Below are 19,502 nucleotides of genomic sequence, written 5' to 3' on the forward strand. Positions count from 1 at the left end.
TTGCCGCAATCCCGGCCTCGTTCTTCACGGCCGCCCTGGCCCGCCGACCGGCTGCTAGCCTCACGTTTCCCTGTCCCACAACTGAGGAGACGTACGTGCGCAAGGCCACGCAGATCGCCGGGGCGGCCGCCATAGCCGCGATGCTGCTCAGCGGCTGCGGTAGCAGCGGCGGCGGCGACAAGGAGACGTCGGAGAGCAAGGCGCCGGAGAGCGCCCCGTCGACTCCGGGCGGTGCCGACAAGCCGGCGAACAGCACGGCGGTCGAGGGTGCTTGGGAAACGAAGTCCGCCGACGGCAAGCTGATCCTCGCCATCACCAAGGGCACCGTGGCATTCAGCAACGGCACCAAGGCGGCCTGTCTCGGCAAGGTCCAGGAGCTGGCCGGCCGGACGATGGTCGCCCTCAAGTGCACCAACGGGGACGACACCCGCACGATGGGCACGCTCAAGCCGGGAGCCGACGGCAAGAGCCTGACGGTCGACTGGAAGAGCGGTCCGACCGAGAAGTACACCAAGTCCACCGACGGCAGCGTGAAGATCCCCGATATGCCGGACATGCCGACCGATATGCCCACCGGCATGCCCAACGGCTGACCCGCCGCCCGCCTCGTCTCCCTCGCCTCACCCGCCCCGATCAAGGAGAAGCACGTGCGTAAGGCCATTTCGTTCGCCTCAGCCGCGGCAGCCGCCGCGCTGCTGCTCGCCGGTTGCGGTGGAAGCAACGGCGGCGAAGGGAAGGACGGGCAGCAGAGCGCTCAGCCCACCTCGTCCGCCGGGCAGAACACCGACGCCCCCGGTGGCGGCAACGTCGACTCCGCGGCCCTGCAAGGCGGTTGGACGACGGACGCCCTGCATGCCGACAAGGGGCTGCTGATCCTCGCCATCGCCAAGGACACAGTGCTGCTCACGGGCAAGAACTCCTGTAGCGGCAAGCTGAAGGCGGACGCACAGCCCGTCACCCTCGACCTCACCTGCACCAAGGGCAACAACGATCACGCCAAGGGCACGGTGAAGAGCCTCAACGGCAAGGAGCTCACCATCGCCTGGGCCTCCGGCAAGGAGGACACCTTCACCAAGTCCGAGATGCCCTCCGGCATGCCGACCGATATGCCGGAGGGCATGCCGACCGATCTCGGCGGCGTGGACGGCTGACCCGCCCGGCAACCCCGGCGCACGCGCACAGGCCGCCGCCCGGCATCCCCAAGAGGGTGCCGGGCGGCGGCCGTTGATGCGTACGGCGGTGTGTCGTCCTCAGCGCACAAAGACTCCCGCCTGGCCCGCCAGGTCGAGGAAGTACTGCGGCGCCAGGCCGAGGACCAGCGTGACCGCGACTCCGATCGCGATGGCCATGGTCGTCAGCGGGCTGGGCACCGCGACCGTCGGGCCGTCCGCCTTCGGCTCGCTGAAGAACATCAGCACAATCACCCGGATGTAGAAGAACGCGGCGATCGCCGAGGAGATCACACCGACGACGACCAGCCAGCCCGCGCCGCTCTGCGCCGCCGCCTTGAACACCGCGAACTTTCCGGCGAACCCGGAGGTCAGCGGAATGCCGGCGAAGGCCAGCAGGAAGACGGCGAAGACGGCCGCCACCAAGGGTGAACGCCGGCCCAGGCCAGCCCACTTGGACAGATGCGTCGCTTCGCCGCCCGCGTCCCGTACCAGCGTGACGATGGCGAAGGCACCGAGCGTCACAAAGGAGTAGGCGGCGAGGTAGAAGAGCACCGAGGAGATGCCGTCCTCGCTGGTGGCGATGACACCGGCGAGGATGAAGCCGGCATGCGCGATGGAGGAGTAGGCCAGCAGCCGCTTGATGTCGGTCTGGGTGATGGCGACGATCGCCCCGCCCAGCATCGTGATGATCGCGACGCCCCACATCACCGGTCGCCAGTCCCAGCTCATGCCCGGGAGTACGACGTACAGGACGCGTAGCAGCGCACCGAAGGCCGCGACCTTGGTGGCGGCCGCCATGAAGCCGGTGACCGGGGTCGGGGCGCCTTGGTAGACATCCGGCGTCCACATGTGGAACGGGACTGCGCCGACCTTGAACAGCAGGCCCATCAGCACCAGTGCCGCACCGATCAGCAGCAGCGCGTCATTGCCCATCGTGCCGGCCAGCGCCGGATCGATCTGCTTGGCGCCGTCCGCGATGACCTCGGCGATCCCGGCGTAGCTGACCTTGCCCGCGTAGCCGTACAGGAGGGCGATGCCGAACAGGAGGAAGGCCGAGGAGAAGGCACCGAGCAGGAAGTACTTCATCGCCGACTCCTGCGACAGCAGGCGCTGGCGGCGGGCCACCGCACACAGGACGTACAGCGGGAGGGAGAAGACCTCCAGGGCGATGAAGAGGGTCAGCAGGTCATTGGCCGCCGGGAACACCAGCATGCCGCCGATCGCGAAGAGGACGAGCGGGAAGACCTCGGTGGTGGTGAACCCGGCCTTGACCGCGGCCTGTTCGGCGCTGCCGCCGGGGACGGCCGCGGCCTGGGCGGCGAAGGAGTCCACCCGGTTACCGTGCGCCGCCGGGTCGAGCCGGCGCTCGGCGAAGGTGAAGACGGCGACCAGGGACACCAGCAGGATCGTGCCCTGCAGGAACAGCGCCGGGCCGTCGACGGCGATCGCGCCCATCGCGGCGATCCCCGCCTTGGACGAGCCGAAGCCACCGGCCGCCAGGCCGACCACCGCGGCGAACGCGGCGGCCAGCGCCACCACGGACAGCAGCAGCTGGGCGTAGTAGCGGCTGCGGCGCGGCAGAAGCGCCTCGATCAGGACACCGACCACCGCGGCACCGAGGACGATCAACGTCGGCGCCAGCTGGCCGTACTCGATACGCGGCGCCGGGATCTTGTCCGGCAGCTCGGCCGCCACTGTCCACAGGCTGTGGACACTTGCCACGGAACTCACTTCGCGGCCTCCACGTCTTGATCACGCACGGCGTGTCCGTGCCGGCCCCCACCGGGCACGGCGTCCACCTGCACTGCGGGCTTGGGGTCCTTCTTGTCCACGACGGACAGGGTGTGGTCGACCGCCGGATTGACGATGTCGGTGAGCGGCTTGGGATACACCCCGAGGAAGAGCAGCAGCGCGATCAGCGGCGCGACCACCGCCAGTTCCCGGACCCTGAGGTCGGGCATGCCGCTCACCTCGGACTTCACCGGCCCGGTCATCGTCCGCTGGTAGAGGACGAGGACGTAGAGCGCGGCGAGGACGATGCCTGCGCTGGCGATGATCCCGATCACCGGATAGCGGCTGAACGTGCCGACCAGGACCAGGAATTCGCTGACGAACGGGGCGAGGCCGGGCAGCGACAGGGTCGCCAGGCCTCCGACGAGGAACGTGCCGGCGAGGATCGGGGCGACCTTCTGGACTCCGCCGTAGTCCGCGATCAGCCGCGAGCCGCGGCGGGTGATCAGGAAGCCGGCGACCAGCATCAACGCGGCGGTGGAGATGCCGTGGTTGACCATGTAGAGCGTCGCACCGCTCTGGGCCTGGGACGTCATCGCGAAGATGCCCAGGATGATGAAACCGAAGTGGGAGATCGAGGCGTACGCGATCAGACGCTTGATGTCCCGCTGGCCGACCGCGAGCAGCGCGCCGTAGATCACGCTGATCAGGGCGAGCACCAGGATGGCCGGGGTGGCCCAGTTGCTGGCCTCCGGGAAGAGCTGGAGGCAGAAGCGGAGCATCGCGAAGGTGCCGACCTTGTCGACCACTGCGGTGATCAGCACCGCCACCGGCGAGGTCGCCTCACCCATGGCGTTGGGCAGCCAGGTGTGCAGCGGCCAGAGCGGCGCCTTCACCGCGAAGGCGAAGAAGAAGCCGAGGAACAGCAGCCGCTCCGTGCCGGTGCCGAAGTCCAGCTTGCCGGACGCCCGCGCCTCGACGATCTGCTGCAGCGAGAAGGTGCCGCTGCCGAGCTGGTCGGCGGTGACGGCGTACAGCCCGATCACCGCGGCCAGCATGATCAGTCCGCCGGCGAGGTTGTAGAGCAGGAACTTCACCGCGGCGTACGACCGTTGGGTGGCGGCCTGCTCGTCGCCGTGCGCCCCGGCACGGTCCCCGAAGCCGCCGATGAGGAAGTACATCGGGATCAGCATGGCTTCGAAGAAGATGTAGAAGAGGAAGACGTCGGTGGCCTCGAAGGAGAGGATCACCATCGCTTCGACGGCCAGGATCAGCGCGAAGAAGCCCTGGGTGGGCCGCCAGCGGCTGTTGGCCGTGTCCGTGGCGGAGCCGTTGTCAGATGCACCCGTGGCGGAGCCACTGTCAGATGCGGTCAGAGGGTCGGCGTCATGCCAGCCCGCCAGGATGACGAACGGGATCAGCAGGGCGGTCAGCGCGATCAGGGCGACCGCGATGCCGTCCACGCCGAGGTCGTAGCGGACGCCGAAGTCCCGGATCCAGGCGTGCGATTCGGTCAGTTGGTACGGTCCCTCGGCGCCGGGCCGGAATCGGACCGCGATCAGCACGGCCAGGGCGAGGGTGGCCAGTGAGAACAGCAGCGCCAGCCATTTGGCGGCGGTGCGCTTGGCGGCGGGCACCGCGGCGGTGGCGATCGCGCCGATCGCCGGTACCGCGGCGGTCGCCGTCAGCAGGGGGAAGGAAAAATCCGCCATGGCTCAGACACCCCTCATCAGCAGGGTCGCGGCGACGAGAACGGCGGCCCCGCCCAGCATCTGGACCGCGTACGAGCGGACGAAGCCGCTCTGCAACTTGCGCAGCCGGCCGGAGAGTCCGCCCATCGAGGCCGCCGTGCCGTTGACCGCGCCGTCCACCACGGAGTGGTCGAGGTAGACCAACGTGCGGGTGAGGTGCTCGCCGCCGCGCACCAGGACGACATGGTTGAAGTCGTCCTGGAGCAGATCGCGGCGGGCCGCCCGGGTCAGTAGCGAGCCGCGCGGGGCGACGACCGGGACGGGCTTGCGGCCGTACATCTGCCAGGCCAGGCCGACACCGATGAGCATCACCACGATCGTCGAGGCGGTGATCGCAGTGGCGCTGAGCGGGGGGTGGCCGTGCGCGAAGGACGTGACCGGCTCCAGCCACGTCACAAATGCATCGTTGACGCTGAACAGCGCGCCCGCGAAGACCGATCCGATGGCCAGCACGATCATGGGGATCGTCATGATCTTCGGTGACTCATGTGGGTGTTGGACTTGCTGCCCCGGCACGGCAGCGCCTGGTGTCTCAGCCCAGCGCTTCTCGCCGAAGAACGTCATCAGCATCACCCGTGTCATGTAGAACGCGGTGATCGCGGCGCCCAGCAGGGCCGCGCCGCCGAGGATCCAGCCCTCGGTGCCGCCCTTGGCGAACGCCGCTTCGATGATCTTGTCCTTGGAGAAGAAGCCGGACAGCCCCGGGAAGCCGATGATCGCCAGATAGCCGAGCCCGAACGTGATGAAGGTGACCGGCATATACCTGCGCAGGCCGCCGTAACGGCGCATGTCCACCTCGTCGTTCATACCGTGCATCACGGAACCGGCGCCGAGGAAGAGCCCCGCCTTGAAGAAGCCATGGGTGACCAGGTGCATGATCGCGAAGGCGTACCCGATCGGGCCGAGGCCGGCGGCCAGGATCATGTAGCCGATCTGCGACATCGTCGAGCCGGCCAGCGCCTTCTTGATGTCGTCCTTGGCGCAACCGACGATCGCACCGAAGAGGAGCGTGACCGCACCGACCGCGACGACGGCGGTCTGGGCGTCCGGCGCGGCGTTGAAGATCGCGCCGGAGCGGGTGATCAGATACACGCCGGCGGTGACCATCGTGGCGGCGTGGATCAGGGCCGAGACGGGGGTCGGGCCCTCCATCGCATCCCCGAGCCAGGACTGCAGCGGCACCTGTGCCGACTTGCCGCAGGCGGCCAGCAGCAGCATCAGCCCGATGGCCGTCAGCTTGCCCTCGCCGGTGTCTCCCGTCGCGGCGAGCACCGGCCCGAAGGCAAAGGTCCCGAACGTGGTGAACATCAGCATGATCGCGATGGACAGGCCGACGTCACCGACGCGGTTGACGAGGAACGCCTTCTTGGCGGCGGTGGCCGCGCTGGGCTTGTGCTGCCAGAACCCGATGAGGAGGTACGAGGCGAGACCGACGCCCTCCCAGCCGACGTACAGCAGAAGGTAGTTGTCGGCGAGGACGAGCAGCAGCATCGCCGCAAGGAACAGATTGAGGTATCCGAAGAAGCGGCGGCGCCGCTCGTCGTGCTCCATATAGCCGACGGAGTAGATGTGGATCAGCGATCCGACACCGGTGATCAGCAGGACGAAGGTCATCGACAGCTGGTCGAGCTGGAAGGCCACATCGGCTTGGAAGCCGCCGACCGGGATCCAGCTGAACAGGTACTGATGCAGGGCACGGTCCTCGGCGCCCTTGCCGAGCATGTCGGCGAAGAGCACCACCGCGACGACGAACGACGCCACCGCGAAGAGCGAGCCGATCCAGTGGCCGGTGCGGTCCAGCCGTTTGCCGCCGCACAACAGCAGGGCCGCACCGACCAGCGGTGCCGCGACAAGCAGCGCGATCAAGTTCTCCACTTTGTGCGACCCCTTACAGCTTCATCAGGCTGGCGTCGTCGACCGAGGCCGTATGACGGGTGCGGAAGATCGACACGATGATTGCCAGGCCGACCACGACCTCGGCCGCGGCGACGACCATCGTGAAGAAGGCGATGATCTGGCCGTCCAGATTCCCGTGCATCCGCGAGAAGACCACGAGGGCGAGATTGCAGGCGTTGAGCATCAGCTCGATGCACATGAACACCACGATGGCGTTCCGCCTGATCAGGACCCCGGCCGCGCCGATGGTGAACAGCAGGGCGGCGAGATAGAGGTAGTAGACCGGGTTCATTTCTTGGCCCCCTCCTTGTGCTCCTTCGGCGTCGCGCCACCGGATGACGAGGAGCCGGGCTCGTCCTCGGAGCCCCGCCCCAGCCATTCCTTGGAGCGCTGCTCCAGCGCCTTCAGTTCGGCGAGCGACTCACTGGAGACATCGCGGATCTGGCCGCGGTCGCGCAGCGTGGGATTGACGGTCAGCTCGGACGGGGTGCCGTCCGGCAGCAGTCCGGGAATGTCGACGGCGTTGTGCCGGGCGTAGACACCGGGGGCGGGCAGCGGCGGTACCTGCTTGCCCTCGCGGACCCGCGCCTCGGACTGCTCGCGCTGGCTCTTGGCGCGCTCCGTACGCTCCCGGTGGGTGAGCACCATCGCGCCGACGACCGCCGTGATCAGCAGCGCGCCGGTGACTTCGAAGGCGAAGACGTACTTGGTGAAGATGAGCGCCGCCAGGCCCTGCACATTGCCGCCGGCGTTGGCCTCGCCCAGGCCGTTGAACTGCTTGAGCGAGGCATTGCCGATGCCGGCGATGAGCAGGATGCCGAAGCCGATGCCCAGGCCCGCGGCGAGCCAACGCTGGCCCTTGAGCGTCTCCTTGAGGGAGTCGGCCGCGGTGACACCGACCAGCATGACGACGAACAGGAACAGCATCATGATCGCGCCGGTGTAGACGACGACCTGGACGACGCCGAGGAAGTACGCGCCGTTGGCGAGATAGAAGACCGCCAGGACGATCATGGTCCCGGCGAGCGAAAGCGCGCTGTGCACCGCTCGCTTCATCATGATCGTGCCCAGTGCGCCGCAGACGGCGACGATGCCCAGGATCCAGAACTGCACAGCCTCCCCCGAGGAGGTCGTGGAGGCGGCGAGGCCCATCATGCCTGCACCCCCTCGTCGGCGGCCCGAGCCGGGGCCTCCGATGGGGGCTGTTCGCCCTTGGAGACGGCGACCTGGCGGGCGGTGCCGGGCGCGGCCTCCGTCACCAGACCGTTGTAGTAGTCCTTCTCCGTCATGCCGGGGTAGATCGCATGCGGCGAGTCGACCATGGTGTCCTCCAGGCCCGCGAGCAGCTCCTCCTTGGTGTAGATGAGCGATTCGCGGGACCGGTCGGCGAGTTCGTACTCATTGGTCATGGTCAGCGCGCGGGTCGGGCAGGCCTCCACGCAGAGGCCGCACAGAATGCAGCGCAGATAGTTGATCTGGTAGACCCGGCCATAGCGCTCGCCCGGGGAGTAACGCTCCTCCTCGGTGTTGTCCGCGCCCTCGACATAGATCGCGTCCGCCGGACAGGCCCAGGCGCACAACTCGCAGCCGATGCACTTCTCCAGGCCGTCCGGATGGCGGTTGAGCTGATGCCGGCCGTGGAAGCGCGGCGCCGTCGGCTTCTTCTCCTCCGGGTACTGCTCGGTCAGCCGCTTCTTGAACATGGCCCGGAAGGTCACGCCGAAGCCGGCCACGGGGTTCTGGAACTCAGGCACCGTCGCCCCCCTTTCCATCGATTCCGTTTTCGTCACTGACAGTGTCCATCCCGCCACTGACAATCAACTCGCGATCTTGGCGCGGGCGTCGGCGTGGCACGGGCGGCAGGCTCTGTCCGGGCAGCGGCGGTACGGGGAACCCGCCGGCCATCGGGTCGAAGGCCCCGTCACCGTCCGTTTCCTCCTCCACCTCGCCGCCCCGGAAGAAGTCCGCAACAAGGGAGATCAGCAGCAGGGCGATGGCGGCCCCGGCGACGTACAGCACGATCTGCTGGAAGGCGTAGCCCTCGTTCTTCAGCGCCCGGACGGTGGCGACGAGCATCAGCCACACCAGCGAGACCGGGATGAGGACCTTCCAGCCCAGCTTCATCAGCTGGTCGTAGCGCACCCGGGGGAGCGTGCCGCGCAGCCAGATGAAGAAGAACAGCAGCAGCTGCACCTTGATGACGAACCAGAGCATCGGCCACCAGCCGTGGTTCGCGCCTTCCCAGAAGGTGGAGATGGGGTACGGGGCCCGCCAGCCGCCCAGGAAGAGGGTGGTCGCGACCGCCGCCACCGTCACCATGTTGATGTACTCGGCGAGCATGAACATCGCGAACTTGATGGACGAGTACTCGGTGTTGAAGCCGCCGACGAGGTCGCCCTCGGACTCCGGCATGTCGAACGGCGCGCGGTTGGTCTCGCCCACCATCGTCACGATGTAGATGAGGAACGACACCGGCAGCAGCAGGACGTACCACTTGTCCTGCTGCGACTCCACGATCGTCGAGGTCGACATCGACCCGGAGTAGAGGAAGACCGATGCGAAGGCGGCGCCCATCGCGATCTCGTAGGAGATCATCTGCGCGCAGGAGCGGAGCCCGCCGAGCAGCGGGTACGTCGAGCCGGAGGACCAGCCCGCCAGCACGATGCCGTAGATGCCGACGGAGGCGGTGGCCAGGATGTAGAGGACGCCGATCGGCAGGTCGGTCAGCTGCATCGGCGTGCGCACGCCGAAGATCGAGACCTCGTTGTCCGCCGGGCCGAAGGGGATCACCGCGATGGCCATGAAGGCCGGCACGGCCGCCACGATCGGCGCCAGGACATAGACGGCCTTGTCGGCCCGCTTGACGACCAGGTCCTCCTTCAGCATCAGCTTGATGCCGTCGGCGAGGGACTGGAGCATGCCCCAGGGGCCGTGCCGGTTGGGGCCGATACGCAGCTGCATCCAGGCGACGACCTTGCGCTCCCAGACGATCGAGAAGAGCACGGTCAGCATCAGGAACGCGAAGCAGAAGACCGCCTTGACGACGACCAGCCACCATGGGTCGCGGCCGAACATCGACAGGTCTTCCTGGGCCAGCACGGTGCCCGCGGCGGCCAGTTGATCGAGCTGCTGCATCATGCGTCCCCCTCCTTGGCCGGCTCCGGGGTACCGGGCGCGGCGGAGACCTTCACCAGGTCACCGGGGCGCGCCCCGGTGTCGGCGGCGACGCCACCGCCGGTGGAATTCAGCGGCAGCCACACCACCCGGTCGGGCATCGGCGTGACCTGAAGGGGCAGCCGCACCGATCCGGCCGGCCCGGTGACCGCCAGCAGGTCCCCGTCCTTGACGCCGGTCTCCTGTGCGGTGGCCTGCGACAGCCGGGCGACCGCGGCGTGCCGGGTGCCGGCGAGTGCCTCGTCGCCCTCCTGGAGCCGCCCCTGGTCCAACAGCAGCCGGTGCCCGGCCAGTACGGCCTCGCCGGTGTCGGGGCGGGGCAGCGGACGCCCGCTTTCCCGGGGATCCCCGGCATACGGGCCGCTCCAGCCGCCGAGCCGGTCCAGCTCGCGGCGTACGGCGTGGACGTCCGGCAGCGCCAGATGGACGTCCAGGGCGTCGGCGAGCATGTGCAGCACCCGGGCATCCGGCAGCAGATGCCGGCGGGTCAGCTGGTCCGGTTTGAGCGCGGCCTCGAACAGCCGGGCCCGGCCCTCCCAGTTGAGGAAGGTGCCGGCCTTCTCGACCACGGCCGCCACCGGGAGGACCACATCCGCCCGTTCGGTGACCTCCGAGGGCCGCAGCTCCAGGCTGACCAGGAAGCCGACCTCGTCCAGGGCCGTCACGGCGCGGGCCGGGTCCGGCAGGTCCGCGGTCTCGACGCCGGCCACCAGGAGCGCGCTGAGCTCGCCGGTCGCCGCGGCCTCGATGATCTGGCCGGTGTCCCGGCCGTGCCGGTGCGGGAGCTCGGCCACGCCCCAGGCGGCGGCGACCTCGTCGCGGGCCCGGGGGTCGGTGGCGGGCCGGCCGCCGGGCAGCAGACCCGGCAGCGCACCCGCCTCGATGGCGCCCCGGTCACCCGCCCGGCGCGGGATCCACACCAGTTGGGCGCCGGTGGCGGACGCGGCGCGGACCGCCGCGGTCAGCGCGCCGGGCACCGCGGCCAGCCGCTCGCCGACGATGATCACCGCGCCGTCGGCCCGCAGCGCCTCGGCCGCGGCATTCGCCTCGCCGTCCAGGCCGACGCCGCCCGCGAGCGCGTCCAGCCACTCGGTCTCGGTCCCGGGGGCGGCCGGCAGCAGCGTGCCACCGGCCTTGATCAGCCCGCGTGAGGCGTGGGTGGCCAGCCCGTAGGTGCGCTGTCCGCTCGTACGGTGGGCCTTGCGCAGCCGCAGAAAGACGCCCGGCGCCTCCTCCTCCGCCTCGATACCGGCCAGCAGCACGGCCGGTGCCTTCTCCAGCGCGGTGTAGGTGACCCCGCCGCCGTCCAGGTCGCGGCCACGGCCGGCGACCCTGGCCGCCAGGAAGTCGGCCTCCTCGGCGCTGTGCACCCGGGCCCGGAAGTCGATGTCGTTGGTGTGCAGCGCGATCCGCGCGAACTTGGCGTACGCGTAGGCGTCTTCGACGGTCAGCCGGCCGCCGGTCAGCACTCCGGTGCGCCCCTTGGCGGCGGCCAGGCCACGGGCCGCGGCCGCCAGCGCCTCGGGCCAGCTCGCCGACTCCAGTTCGCCGGACTCCGCGTTGCGTACGAGGGGGGTCTCCAGCCGCTCGCGCTGCTGCGCGTAGCGGAAGGCGAACCGCCCCTTGTCGCAGATCCACTCCTCATTGACCTCGGGGTCGTCCGCCGCCAGCCGCCGCATGACCTTGCCGCGCCGGTGGTCCGTACGGGTCGCGCAGCCGCCCGCGCAGTGTTCGCACACCGACGGCGAGGAGACCAGGTCGAAGGGGCGGGAGCGGAAGCGGTACGCGGCTGAGGTGAGCGCGCCGACCGGGCAGATCTGGATGGTGTTCCCGGAGAAGTACGACGTGAACGGGTCGCCCTCTCCGGTGCCGACCTGCTCAAGGGCGCCGCGCTCCAGCAGCTCGATCATCGGGTCGCCGGCGATCTGGTTGCTGAAGCGGGTGCAGCGCGCGCACAGCACGCAGCGCTCGCGGTCCAGCAGCACCTGCGTGGAGATCGGTACCGGCTTCGCGTAGGTCCGCTTCCTGCCTTCGAAGCGGGTGTCCGGGGCGCCGACCTGCATCGCCTGGTTCTGCAGCGGGCACTCACCGCCCTTGTCGCAGACCGGGCAGTCCAGCGGGTGGTTGATCAGCAGCAGTTCCATCACCCCGCGCTGGGCCTTCTCGGCCACCGGGGAGGTGAGCTGCGACTTGACGACCATCCCGTCGGTGCAGGTGATGGTGCAGGAAGCCATCGGTTTGCGCTGGCCCTCGACCTCGACGATGCACTGGCGGCAGGCCCCGACCGGGTCCAGCAGCGGATGGTCGCAGAAGCGCGGGATCTCGATACCCAGGAGTTCGGCGGCGCGGATGACCAGCGTCCCCTTGGGGACCGAGATCTCGATACCGTCGATCGTCAGGGAGACGAGGTCCTCGGGCGGGACGGCCGCCTCGCCGCCCCCTGAGGGAGCACTGCTTGTCGTGACGGTCATGCATTCACCCCCAGGTGAGCGTCGTTGTCGGCCCAGACGGTCGACTTGGCGGGGTCGAAGGGGCAGCCCTTGCCGGTGATGTGCTGCTCGTACTCCTCGCGGAAGTACTTGAGCGAGGAGAAGATCGGCGAGGCGGCGCCGTCGCCGAGGGCGCAGAAGGACTTGCCGTTGATGTTGTCGGCGATGTCGTTGAGCTTGTCGAGGTCGTCCATCCGGCCCTTGCCTGCTTCGATGTCGCGCAGCAACTGCACCAGCCAGTACGTCCCCTCGCGGCAGGGTGTGCACTTGCCGCAGGACTCATGCGCGTAGAACTCGGTCCAGCGGGTGACGGCCCGCACGACACAGGTGGTCTCGTCGAAGCACTGCAGCGCCTTGGTGCCGAGCATCGAGCCGGCCGCGCCGACGCCCTCGTAGTCGAGGGGGACGTCCAGATGCTCGTCGGTGAACATCGGTGTCGAGGAGCCGCCCGGCGTCCAGAACTTGAGCCGGTGGCCGGGCCGGATGCCGCCGCTCATGTCCAGCAGCTGGCGCAGCGTGATACCCAACGGGGCTTCGTACTGGCCTGGGTTGGTGACATGGCCGCTGAGCGAGTAGAGCGTGAAGCCCGGGGACTTCTCGCTGCCCATCGACCTGAACCAGTCCTTGCCCTTGTTCATGATGGCGGGAACCGACGCGATGGATTCGACGTTGTTCACGACAGTGGGGCAGGCGTAGAGGCCCGCCACCGCGGGGAAGGGGGGACGAAGCCGGGGCTGTCCGCGACGGCCCTCCAGGGAGTCCAGCAGCGCGGTCTCCTCACCACAGATGTACGCGCCCGCGCCCGCGTGCACGATGACATCCAGGTCGAGTCCCGAGCCGAGAATGTTCTTGCCGAGGTATCCCGCCGCGTACGCCTCGCGTACGGCCTCGTGCAGCCGCCGCAGCACGGGCACGACCTCACCGCGCAGGTAGATGAAGGCGTGGTTCGACCGGATCGCATGACAGGCGATCACGATCCCCTCGATGAGGGAATGCGGGTTCGCGAAGAGGAGCGGGATGTCCTTGCAGGTCCCGGGCTCCGATTCGTCGGCGTTGACAACTAGATAGTGCGGTTTGCCGTCGCCCTGCGGGATGAACTGCCACTTCATCCCAGTGGGGAAGCCCGCGCCGCCGCGGCCGCGCAGCCCGGCGTCCTTGACGTACGCGATGACATCGTCCGGCGCCATCGCGAGCGCCTTGCGCATGCCCGCGTAGCCCTCGTGCCTGAGATAGGTCTCCAGGGTCCAGGACTCGGGCTGGTCCCAGAAGGCGGACAGGACGGGCACGAGGATCTTCTCGGGATTCACCGCTCCCCCGGCGTCCGGCCGGGAGGTGCCCCCGTACTTGGGTGCCACCGTCATCACTCCCCCTCCTCGTCTGCTGGCTCAGCCTGCGGCTGGTCCTGCGGCTGGTCGGCCGTGCGCGGCGCGATGACGTGGTCGGCACCGCGGCCCGGGGCGGCCTCCCCCTTGGCGAGCCGGAGTCCGACGAGAGAGGCGGGCCCCGCGCCGCCGGTCGCCTCGACCGCGCCCGGCCGCTCGTCGGGGAAGCCGGCCAGCATCCGGGCCGTCTCCTTGTACGTGCACAGCGGGGCGCCCCGGGTGGGCTCGACGGTCCGGCCGGCCCGCAGGTCGTCCACCAGCCGCTTGGCGGAGTCCGGCGTCTGGTTGTCGAAGAACTCCCAGTTGACCATCACGACGGGCGCGAAGTCGCAGGCCGCGTTGCACTCGATGTGTTCGAGGGTGACGGCGCCGTCCTCGGTGGTCTCGCCGTTGCCGACGCCGAGGTGCTCCTTGAGCTCCTCGAAGATGGCGTCGCCGCCCATCACCGCGCACAGCGTGTTGGTGCAGACCCCGACCTGGTAGTCGCCGCTCGGCTTGCGGCGGTACATGGTGTAGAAGGTCGAGACCGCGGTGACCTCGGCGGTGGTCAGGTCGAGCTGCTCGGCGCAGAAGCGGATGCCGGTGCGGGTGACATGGCCCTCTTCGGACTGCACGAGGTGCAGCAGCGGCAGCAGCGCCGAGCGGGAGTCCGGGTAGCGGGCGATGACCTCCTTGGCGTCGGCTTCGAGCCGGGCCCGTACGTCGGCCGGGTAGTCGGGGGCGGGGAGCTGCGGCATCCCCAAACTGACGTCTGTCACCGGTCAACGCCTCCCATCACGGGGTCGATGGATGCGACGGCCACGATGACGTCGGCGACCTGGCCGCCTTCGCACATCGCCGCCATGGCCTGCAGATTGGTGAAGGACGGATCACGGAAGTGCACCCGGTAGGGGCGGGTGCCGCCGTCGCTGACCGCGTGCACGCCCAGCTCGCCCTTGGGCGACTCCACGGCGGCGTAGGCCTGTCCCGGTGGGACCCGGAAGCCCTCCGTCACCAGCTTGAAGTGGTGGATCAGGGCCTCCATCGAGGTGCCCATGATCTTCTTGATGTGGTCGAGGGAGTTGCCGAGGCCATCCGGGCCGAGGGCCAGCTGGGCGGGCCAGGCGATCTTCTTGTCCGCGACCATCACGGGGCCGGGCGCCAGCCGGTCCAGGCACTGTTCGACGATCCGCAGCGACTGGCGCATCTCCTCCAGCCTGATCAGGAACCGGCCGTAGGAGTCGCAGGTGTCGGCGGTCGGCACCTCGAATTCGTAGTTCTCGTATCCACAGTACGGCTGCGTCTTGCGCAGGTCATGGGGCAGTCCGGCGGCTCGGAGGATGGGCCCGGTGGCGCCGGTGGCCATGCAGCCGGCCAGGTCGAGATAGCCGACGCCCTCCATCCGGCCCTTGAAGACGGGGTTGCCGGTGGCGAGCTTGTCGTACTCGACGATGTTCTTGCGCATCTTCTTGATGAAGCCGCGTACCTGGTCGACGGTGCCCGGGGGCAGGTCCTGGGCGAGGCCGCCGGGCCGGATAAAGGCGTGGTTCATCCGCAGACCGGTGATCAACTCGTAGATGTCGAGGATGAGTTCCCGGTCGCGGAAGCCGTAGATCATCATCGTGGTGGCGCCCAGCTCCATACCGCCGGTGGCGATGGCCACCAGGTGGGAGGAGAGCCGGTTGAGCTCCATCAGCATCACGCGGATGACGGTGGCCCGGTCGGGGATGTCGTCGGTGATCCCGAGCAGCTTCTCCACGGCCAGGCAGTACGCCGTCTCGTTGTAGAAGGACGTCAGGTAGTCCATCCGCGTCACGAACGTGGTGCCCTGCGTCCAGGTCCGGTATTCGAGGTTCTTCTCGATGCCGGTGTGCAGATAACCGATACCGCAGCGGGCCTCGGTGACGGTCTCGCCGTCGATCTCCAGGATGAGCCGGAGCACGCCGTGCGTGGAGGGGTGCTGGGGCCCCATGTTGACGATGATCCGCTCGTCGTCGGACTTGCGTGCGGCCGCCACGACCTCGTCCCAGTCGCCGCCGGTGACGGTGTAGACCGCGCCCTCGGTGGTCTCGCGGGGGGTTGAAGGGGATGCAGTCATCAGCTGTACGACCTCCGCTGGTCGGGAGCCGGGATCTGGGCGCCCTTGTACTCGACGGGAATGCCGCCGAGCGGGTAGTCCTTGCGCTGCGGGAAGCCCTGCCAGTCGTCGGGCATCATGATCCGGGTGAGCGCCGGATGGCCGTCGAAGATCAGGCCGAAGAAGTCGTAGGTCTCGCGCTCGTGCCAGTCGTTGGTCGGATAGACGCTCACCAGCGAGGGCACATGCGGGTCGGCGTCGGGGGCGGAGACCTCCAGCCGGATCAGCCGGTTATGGGTGATCGAGCGCAGGTGGTAGACCGCATGCAGCTCGCGCCCCTTGTCGCCGGGGAAGTGCACCCCGCTCACGCCCGTACAGAGCTCGAAGCGCAGCGCCGGGTCGTCGCGCAGTGTGCGGGCCACGGTCGGCAGATACTCGCGCGCGATGTGGAAGGTCAGCTCGGCACGGTCCACGACCGTCTTCTCGATGACGTTGCCGGGAACCAGACCCTGCTCGTCGAGGGCGCCCTCCAGTTCATCGGCGACCTCGTCGAACCATCCTCCGTACGGCCGAGGGGTCGCGCCGGGCAGCCGGACGGACCGGACGAGCCCGCCGTAGCCGGAGGTGTCACCGCCGTTGGCGGCGCCGAACATGCCGCGGCGGGTCGCGATCAGCTCGTCGGCGTGGTCGCGCTGCTGCGCCGGGACGTTCTGGCCCGGTGCGTTCGGGTCGTCCTGCTCACTCACCGCAGCAGCCCCTTCATTTCGATCAACGGCAGCGCCTTGAGCGCCGCTTCCTCCGCCTCGTGGGCCGCCTGCACCTGGTTGACCCCGAGCTTGGTGCTCTGGATCTTCTGGTGCAGCTTGAGAATGGCGTCCAAGAGCATCTCGGGACGCGGCGGACAACCCGGCAAATAAATGTCAACCGGGACGATGTGGTCGACGCCCTGCACAATTGCGTAGTTGTTGAACATTCCGCCCGACGAGGCGCAAACCCCCATGGAGATCACCCACTTCGGGTTCGGCATCTGGTCGTAGACCTGCCGCAGGACGGGCGCCATCTTCTGGCTCACCCGGCCGGCCACGATCATCAGATCCGCCTGCCGGGGTGAGCCGCGGAAGACTTCCATCCCGAAGCGGGCCAGGTCGTAGCGTCCGGCGCCGGTCGTCATCATCTCGATGGCACAGCAGGCCAGCCCGAAGGTCGCGGGGAAGACCGACGACTTGCGCACCCAGCCCGCGGCCTGCTCGACAGTGGTCAGCAAAAAGCCGCTGGGCAGCTTCTCTTCAAGTCCCATTGGTGGCCCCTAGTCCCATTCCAGGCCGCCACGACGCCAGACATAGGCGTAGGCGACGAAGACGGTGAGCGCGAAGAGGAGCATCTCGACGAGCCCGAACAGCCCCAGGGCGTCAAAGGTGACGGCCCAGGGATAGAGGAAGACGATCTCGATGTCGAAGACGATGAAGAGCATCGCCGTCAGGTAGTACTTGATCGGGAAACGACCGCCGCCGGACGGCTGCGGGGTCGGCTCGATTCCGCACTCGTACGCCTCGAGCTTGGCCCGGTTGTAGCGCCTGGGTCCGACGAGCGTGGCCATGACGACGGAGAAGATCGCAAAGCCTGCCCCGAGGGCTCCCAGTACGAGGATGGGCGCATAAGCGTTCACCGTCCTCGCTCCCTTCAGTCGACGATGACTGGATGGCGGTCCGCTCGGGCTCAGTGGGTGGCCCCATGGAGATCGTGCATATGTGAGGCAGTTCACAAGCCCGAACCGACTGCATCTTATGCCCGCTGGTCTGTGATCTGCGACACGGGGTCGGACAACGCCTTTGTGATCTCCACCACCCGATGAACGATCATGAAGTCGGATGAGCGGTGATCTTCATACGCGAAGCACGCGAGTGATCACGAGAGGTGACATTCACAAGGGTTACCGCTGGTCAGGGCCGGTTGGCCAATATCAAGTGGTTGTCGTCGCAGGCAAATTGGCGCTGGACCGACTCAACTGCTATGTGCGACGCGGTCGCAGGCGTGATCCGCTCGTGATCCGACCGTGATCGTCGGTACGTGCCTTCCTTCACGAGCGACACGTACCTTCATTCACGAGCGGCGCGCGGCTCCGGTCGCGATCGACCCACGAGTGATCCACCCCTCCGATCGCGAGCGACACGCGCCTTCCTTCGCGAACGGCACGCACCCCTCGTCCGCGAGTCCTGCACACGTCCTCCGCAAGCGATCGACCCTCGCGGATCACGGGAACATAACGGACACTCACGAGTGACCTATCCCACGCGACTTCGGGCGCTAAGTCCTTGACGGCTGGGAAGCCTTGGCGTGGCGCATGGGGAGGTGGTAGGCACCCCCAGGGCCTGTATCGGGCAGCAAATGCCATGCGCAGGAACATGATCGCGAAATTCGGACATCACGCTTCCGGATCGACGGGTAGTCAAATGCCCGATTTGTTCAGCGCGTACGCGTCAAGTGTGGCGCACTCCACCTTTGTTGGCAGCAACCTTCGGCTCCTGATAGCCGTGGTGCCATGTCCCCGAACGCACTCATACCCAGCCACCGGAAGCCCCGCCGTTCCGCGTCCTCGCGGGCACTGCGTGCGGGCGTGACCGGTGGCATCCTCACGCTCGCAGTAACCGGCGCCTCCATGCCGGCCAACGCCACCGAGAGGCCGGCCTCCGAGACCCAGGAGCTGCCGACCATCACGGAGGCGCTCGCGACCACCGCCGCCAAGAGCGCCGACTCCACTCAGCAGGTCGCCGTCTCCTACGAGCGGCAGGCGCTCCAGGAAAGCGCCGTCGCCAAGGCCGCCAAGGTCGCGGAGAAGAAGCAGGCCGCCGCCGAGAAGAAGGCCAAGGCCGAGGCCAAGAAGAGGGCGGAAGAGGCACGCAAGGCCGAGGAGGCCGCCGAGGCCCGCGCCTCGCGCTCCGACGAGCGCACGACTCTGTCCGCGCCGTCGAGCTCCACCGCCTCCGGCAGCGTCGCCACCCTCGTCTCCTTCCTGAAGGCGCAGCTCGGCAAGCCCTACGTGCTGGGCGCCACCGGCTCGTCCTCGTACGACTGCTCCGGCCTGACCCAGGCCGCGTTCAGCCAGATCGGCATCGACCTGCCCCGCGTCTCGCAGGACCAGTCGACCACCGGCACCCAGGTCGGCCTGGACAACCTCCAGGTCGGCGACATCCTGTACTGGGGCAGCGCCGGCAGCGCCTACCACGTCGGCGTCTACGTCGGCGACGGCAACTTCATCGGCGCGCAGAACTCCAGCACCGGCATCGTCGAGCGCCCGCTCAGCTACGACCAGCCGACCGGCGCGGTGCGGGTTCTCTAGAACCGTCTTTTCTCTCCCACCGTGGTGGGATTCCCGCAGGTCGCCTGCGGCGGAGCGGTTGCCGCTCCGCCGCAGGCGACCCGCGTCAGTCCAGCGTCGTGACTGGCCGGGTCCGCGCGCCGCCCGCGTCGCCTGTGTTCAGCGTTCCAGTCGGCTCCAGCAGCAGGATCGCCGTCTCCTCGTCCGCCTTAGGGCAGTGCTCCACCCCCCGCGGCACGACGAACAGCTCGCCCGGTGCGAGGACGACGTCCCCGTCCCGCAGCTGAATGGTCAGCCGGCCGCTGATGACGAGGAACAGCTCATCGGTGTCCTCGTGTGTGTGCCAGACGAACTCACCGTGCAGTTTGGCGAGCTTGACCTCGTAATCGTTGAGATCCGCGATCTTCCTCTGCGACCAGAGTTCACTGAACAGCGAGAGTTTCTCGGCGAGGTTCACGGGTTGCGCCATGGGCAGGCCTGCCTTTCCGGATGGGTACGCCGCCAGCGTGCCGCCCCCGCCCCGACCCGGTCTTGT

General features: G+C 68.4%; 18 protein-coding genes. 3 read left to right on the forward strand and 15 right to left on the reverse strand.

Annotated features, from left to right (window positions below):
• Positions 1-95: 95 nt before the first annotated feature.
• Together AB0I10_RS02040 and AB0I10_RS02045 are read left to right on the forward strand one after the other, a co-directional pair.
• Positions 96-593: a hypothetical protein gene (locus tag AB0I10_RS02040; RefSeq protein ID WP_363150306.1), complete on the forward strand. Its 498-nt coding sequence runs from the start codon at positions 96-98 to the stop codon at positions 591-593.
• A 54-nt stretch (positions 594-647) separates the two neighbouring features.
• Positions 648-1,151, forward strand: a complete 504-nt coding sequence (locus AB0I10_RS02045; protein ID WP_363150307.1) for a hypothetical protein — start codon at positions 648-650, stop codon at positions 1,149-1,151.
• A gap of 99 nt (positions 1,152-1,250) precedes the next feature.
• On the opposite strand, the gene nuoN is transcribed toward AB0I10_RS02045, so the two are convergent.
• From nuoN to AB0I10_RS02115, 14 genes are read right to left on the reverse strand one after another with little or no spacing between them, the layout of a single operon-like run.
• Complete coding sequence (gene nuoN, locus AB0I10_RS02050) at positions 1,251-2,903, reverse strand: NADH-quinone oxidoreductase subunit NuoN (protein ID WP_363150308.1); 1,653 nt, start codon at positions 2,901-2,903, stop codon at positions 1,251-1,253.
• Positions 2,900-4,615, reverse strand: a complete 1,716-nt coding sequence (locus AB0I10_RS02055; RefSeq protein ID WP_363150309.1) for an NADH-quinone oxidoreductase subunit M — start codon at positions 4,613-4,615, stop codon at positions 2,900-2,902. Before AB0I10_RS02055 ends, nuoN begins: the two co-directional genes overlap by 4 nt.
• Positions 4,616-4,618: 3 nt before the next feature.
• On the reverse strand, positions 4,619-6,529 hold the full coding sequence (gene nuoL, locus AB0I10_RS02060; RefSeq protein ID WP_363150310.1) for an NADH-quinone oxidoreductase subunit L: 1,911 nt from the start codon (positions 6,527-6,529) through the stop codon (positions 4,619-4,621).
• 13 nt (positions 6,530-6,542) lie between these two features.
• Positions 6,543-6,842: an NADH-quinone oxidoreductase subunit NuoK gene (gene nuoK, locus AB0I10_RS02065; protein ID WP_363150311.1), complete on the reverse strand. Its 300-nt coding sequence runs from the start codon at positions 6,840-6,842 to the stop codon at positions 6,543-6,545.
• Entirely contained in the window at positions 6,839-7,705 is an 867-nt protein-coding gene (locus AB0I10_RS02070) for an NADH-quinone oxidoreductase subunit J (protein ID WP_363150312.1), read from the reverse strand. Before AB0I10_RS02070 ends, nuoK begins: the two co-directional genes overlap by 4 nt.
• Positions 7,702-8,304 carry an NADH-quinone oxidoreductase subunit NuoI gene (nuoI, locus tag AB0I10_RS02075; RefSeq protein WP_363150313.1) on the reverse strand — a complete coding sequence of 201 codons (603 nt, stop codon included), beginning with the start codon at positions 8,302-8,304 and terminating at the stop codon, positions 7,702-7,704. The genes AB0I10_RS02070 and nuoI overlap by 4 nt, the downstream gene beginning before the upstream one ends.
• Complete coding sequence (nuoH, locus tag AB0I10_RS02080) at positions 8,297-9,685, reverse strand: NADH-quinone oxidoreductase subunit NuoH (RefSeq protein ID WP_363150421.1); 1,389 nt, start codon at positions 9,683-9,685, stop codon at positions 8,297-8,299. The genes nuoI and nuoH overlap by 8 nt, the downstream gene beginning before the upstream one ends.
• Positions 9,685-12,195: an NADH-quinone oxidoreductase subunit G gene (locus AB0I10_RS02085; protein ID WP_363150314.1), complete on the reverse strand. Its 2,511-nt coding sequence runs from the start codon at positions 12,193-12,195 to the stop codon at positions 9,685-9,687. The genes nuoH and AB0I10_RS02085 overlap by 1 nt, the downstream gene beginning before the upstream one ends.
• Positions 12,192-13,574: an NADH-quinone oxidoreductase subunit NuoF gene (gene nuoF, locus AB0I10_RS02090; RefSeq protein WP_363150315.1), complete on the reverse strand. Its 1,383-nt coding sequence runs from the start codon at positions 13,572-13,574 to the stop codon at positions 12,192-12,194. Before nuoF ends, AB0I10_RS02085 begins: the two co-directional genes overlap by 4 nt.
• Entirely contained in the window at positions 13,574-14,353 is a 780-nt protein-coding gene (gene nuoE / locus AB0I10_RS02095; protein WP_363150316.1) for an NADH-quinone oxidoreductase subunit NuoE, read from the reverse strand. Before nuoE ends, nuoF begins: the two co-directional genes overlap by 1 nt.
• Positions 14,350-15,672, reverse strand: a complete 1,323-nt coding sequence (locus AB0I10_RS02100) for an NADH-quinone oxidoreductase subunit D (protein WP_363150317.1) — start codon at positions 15,670-15,672, stop codon at positions 14,350-14,352. The genes nuoE and AB0I10_RS02100 overlap by 4 nt, the downstream gene beginning before the upstream one ends.
• Entirely contained in the window at positions 15,672-16,397 is a 726-nt protein-coding gene (locus AB0I10_RS02105) for an NADH-quinone oxidoreductase subunit C (RefSeq protein WP_363150318.1), read from the reverse strand. The genes AB0I10_RS02100 and AB0I10_RS02105 overlap by 1 nt, the downstream gene beginning before the upstream one ends.
• The gene (locus AB0I10_RS02110; RefSeq protein WP_363150319.1) at positions 16,394-16,948 is read right to left on the reverse strand and encodes an NADH-quinone oxidoreductase subunit B family protein; all 555 of its coding nucleotides are present in this window, start codon (positions 16,946-16,948) and stop codon (positions 16,394-16,396) included. The genes AB0I10_RS02105 and AB0I10_RS02110 overlap by 4 nt, the downstream gene beginning before the upstream one ends.
• A gap of 9 nt (positions 16,949-16,957) precedes the next feature.
• Entirely contained in the window at positions 16,958-17,317 is a 360-nt protein-coding gene (locus AB0I10_RS02115; protein ID WP_030262580.1) for an NADH-quinone oxidoreductase subunit A, read from the reverse strand.
• 873 nt (positions 17,318-18,190) lie between these two features.
• On the opposite strand from AB0I10_RS02115, the gene AB0I10_RS02120 reads away from it, so the two are divergent.
• A complete protein-coding gene (locus AB0I10_RS02120) occupies positions 18,191-18,988 on the forward strand; it encodes an NlpC/P60 family protein (protein WP_363150321.1) in 798 nt (265 codons plus the stop codon).
• A gap of 85 nt (positions 18,989-19,073) precedes the next feature.
• Here the strand turns inward: AB0I10_RS02120 and AB0I10_RS02125 are convergent, their stop codons facing one another.
• Positions 19,074-19,436: a cupin domain-containing protein gene (locus AB0I10_RS02125; RefSeq protein WP_363150322.1), complete on the reverse strand. Its 363-nt coding sequence runs from the start codon at positions 19,434-19,436 to the stop codon at positions 19,074-19,076.
• Between the last annotated feature and the right edge of the window lie 66 nt (positions 19,437-19,502).

Source organism: Streptomyces sp. NPDC050636 (assembly GCF_040654775.1).
In the GTDB taxonomy this organism is placed as follows: domain Bacteria; phylum Actinomycetota; class Actinomycetes; order Streptomycetales; family Streptomycetaceae; genus Streptomyces.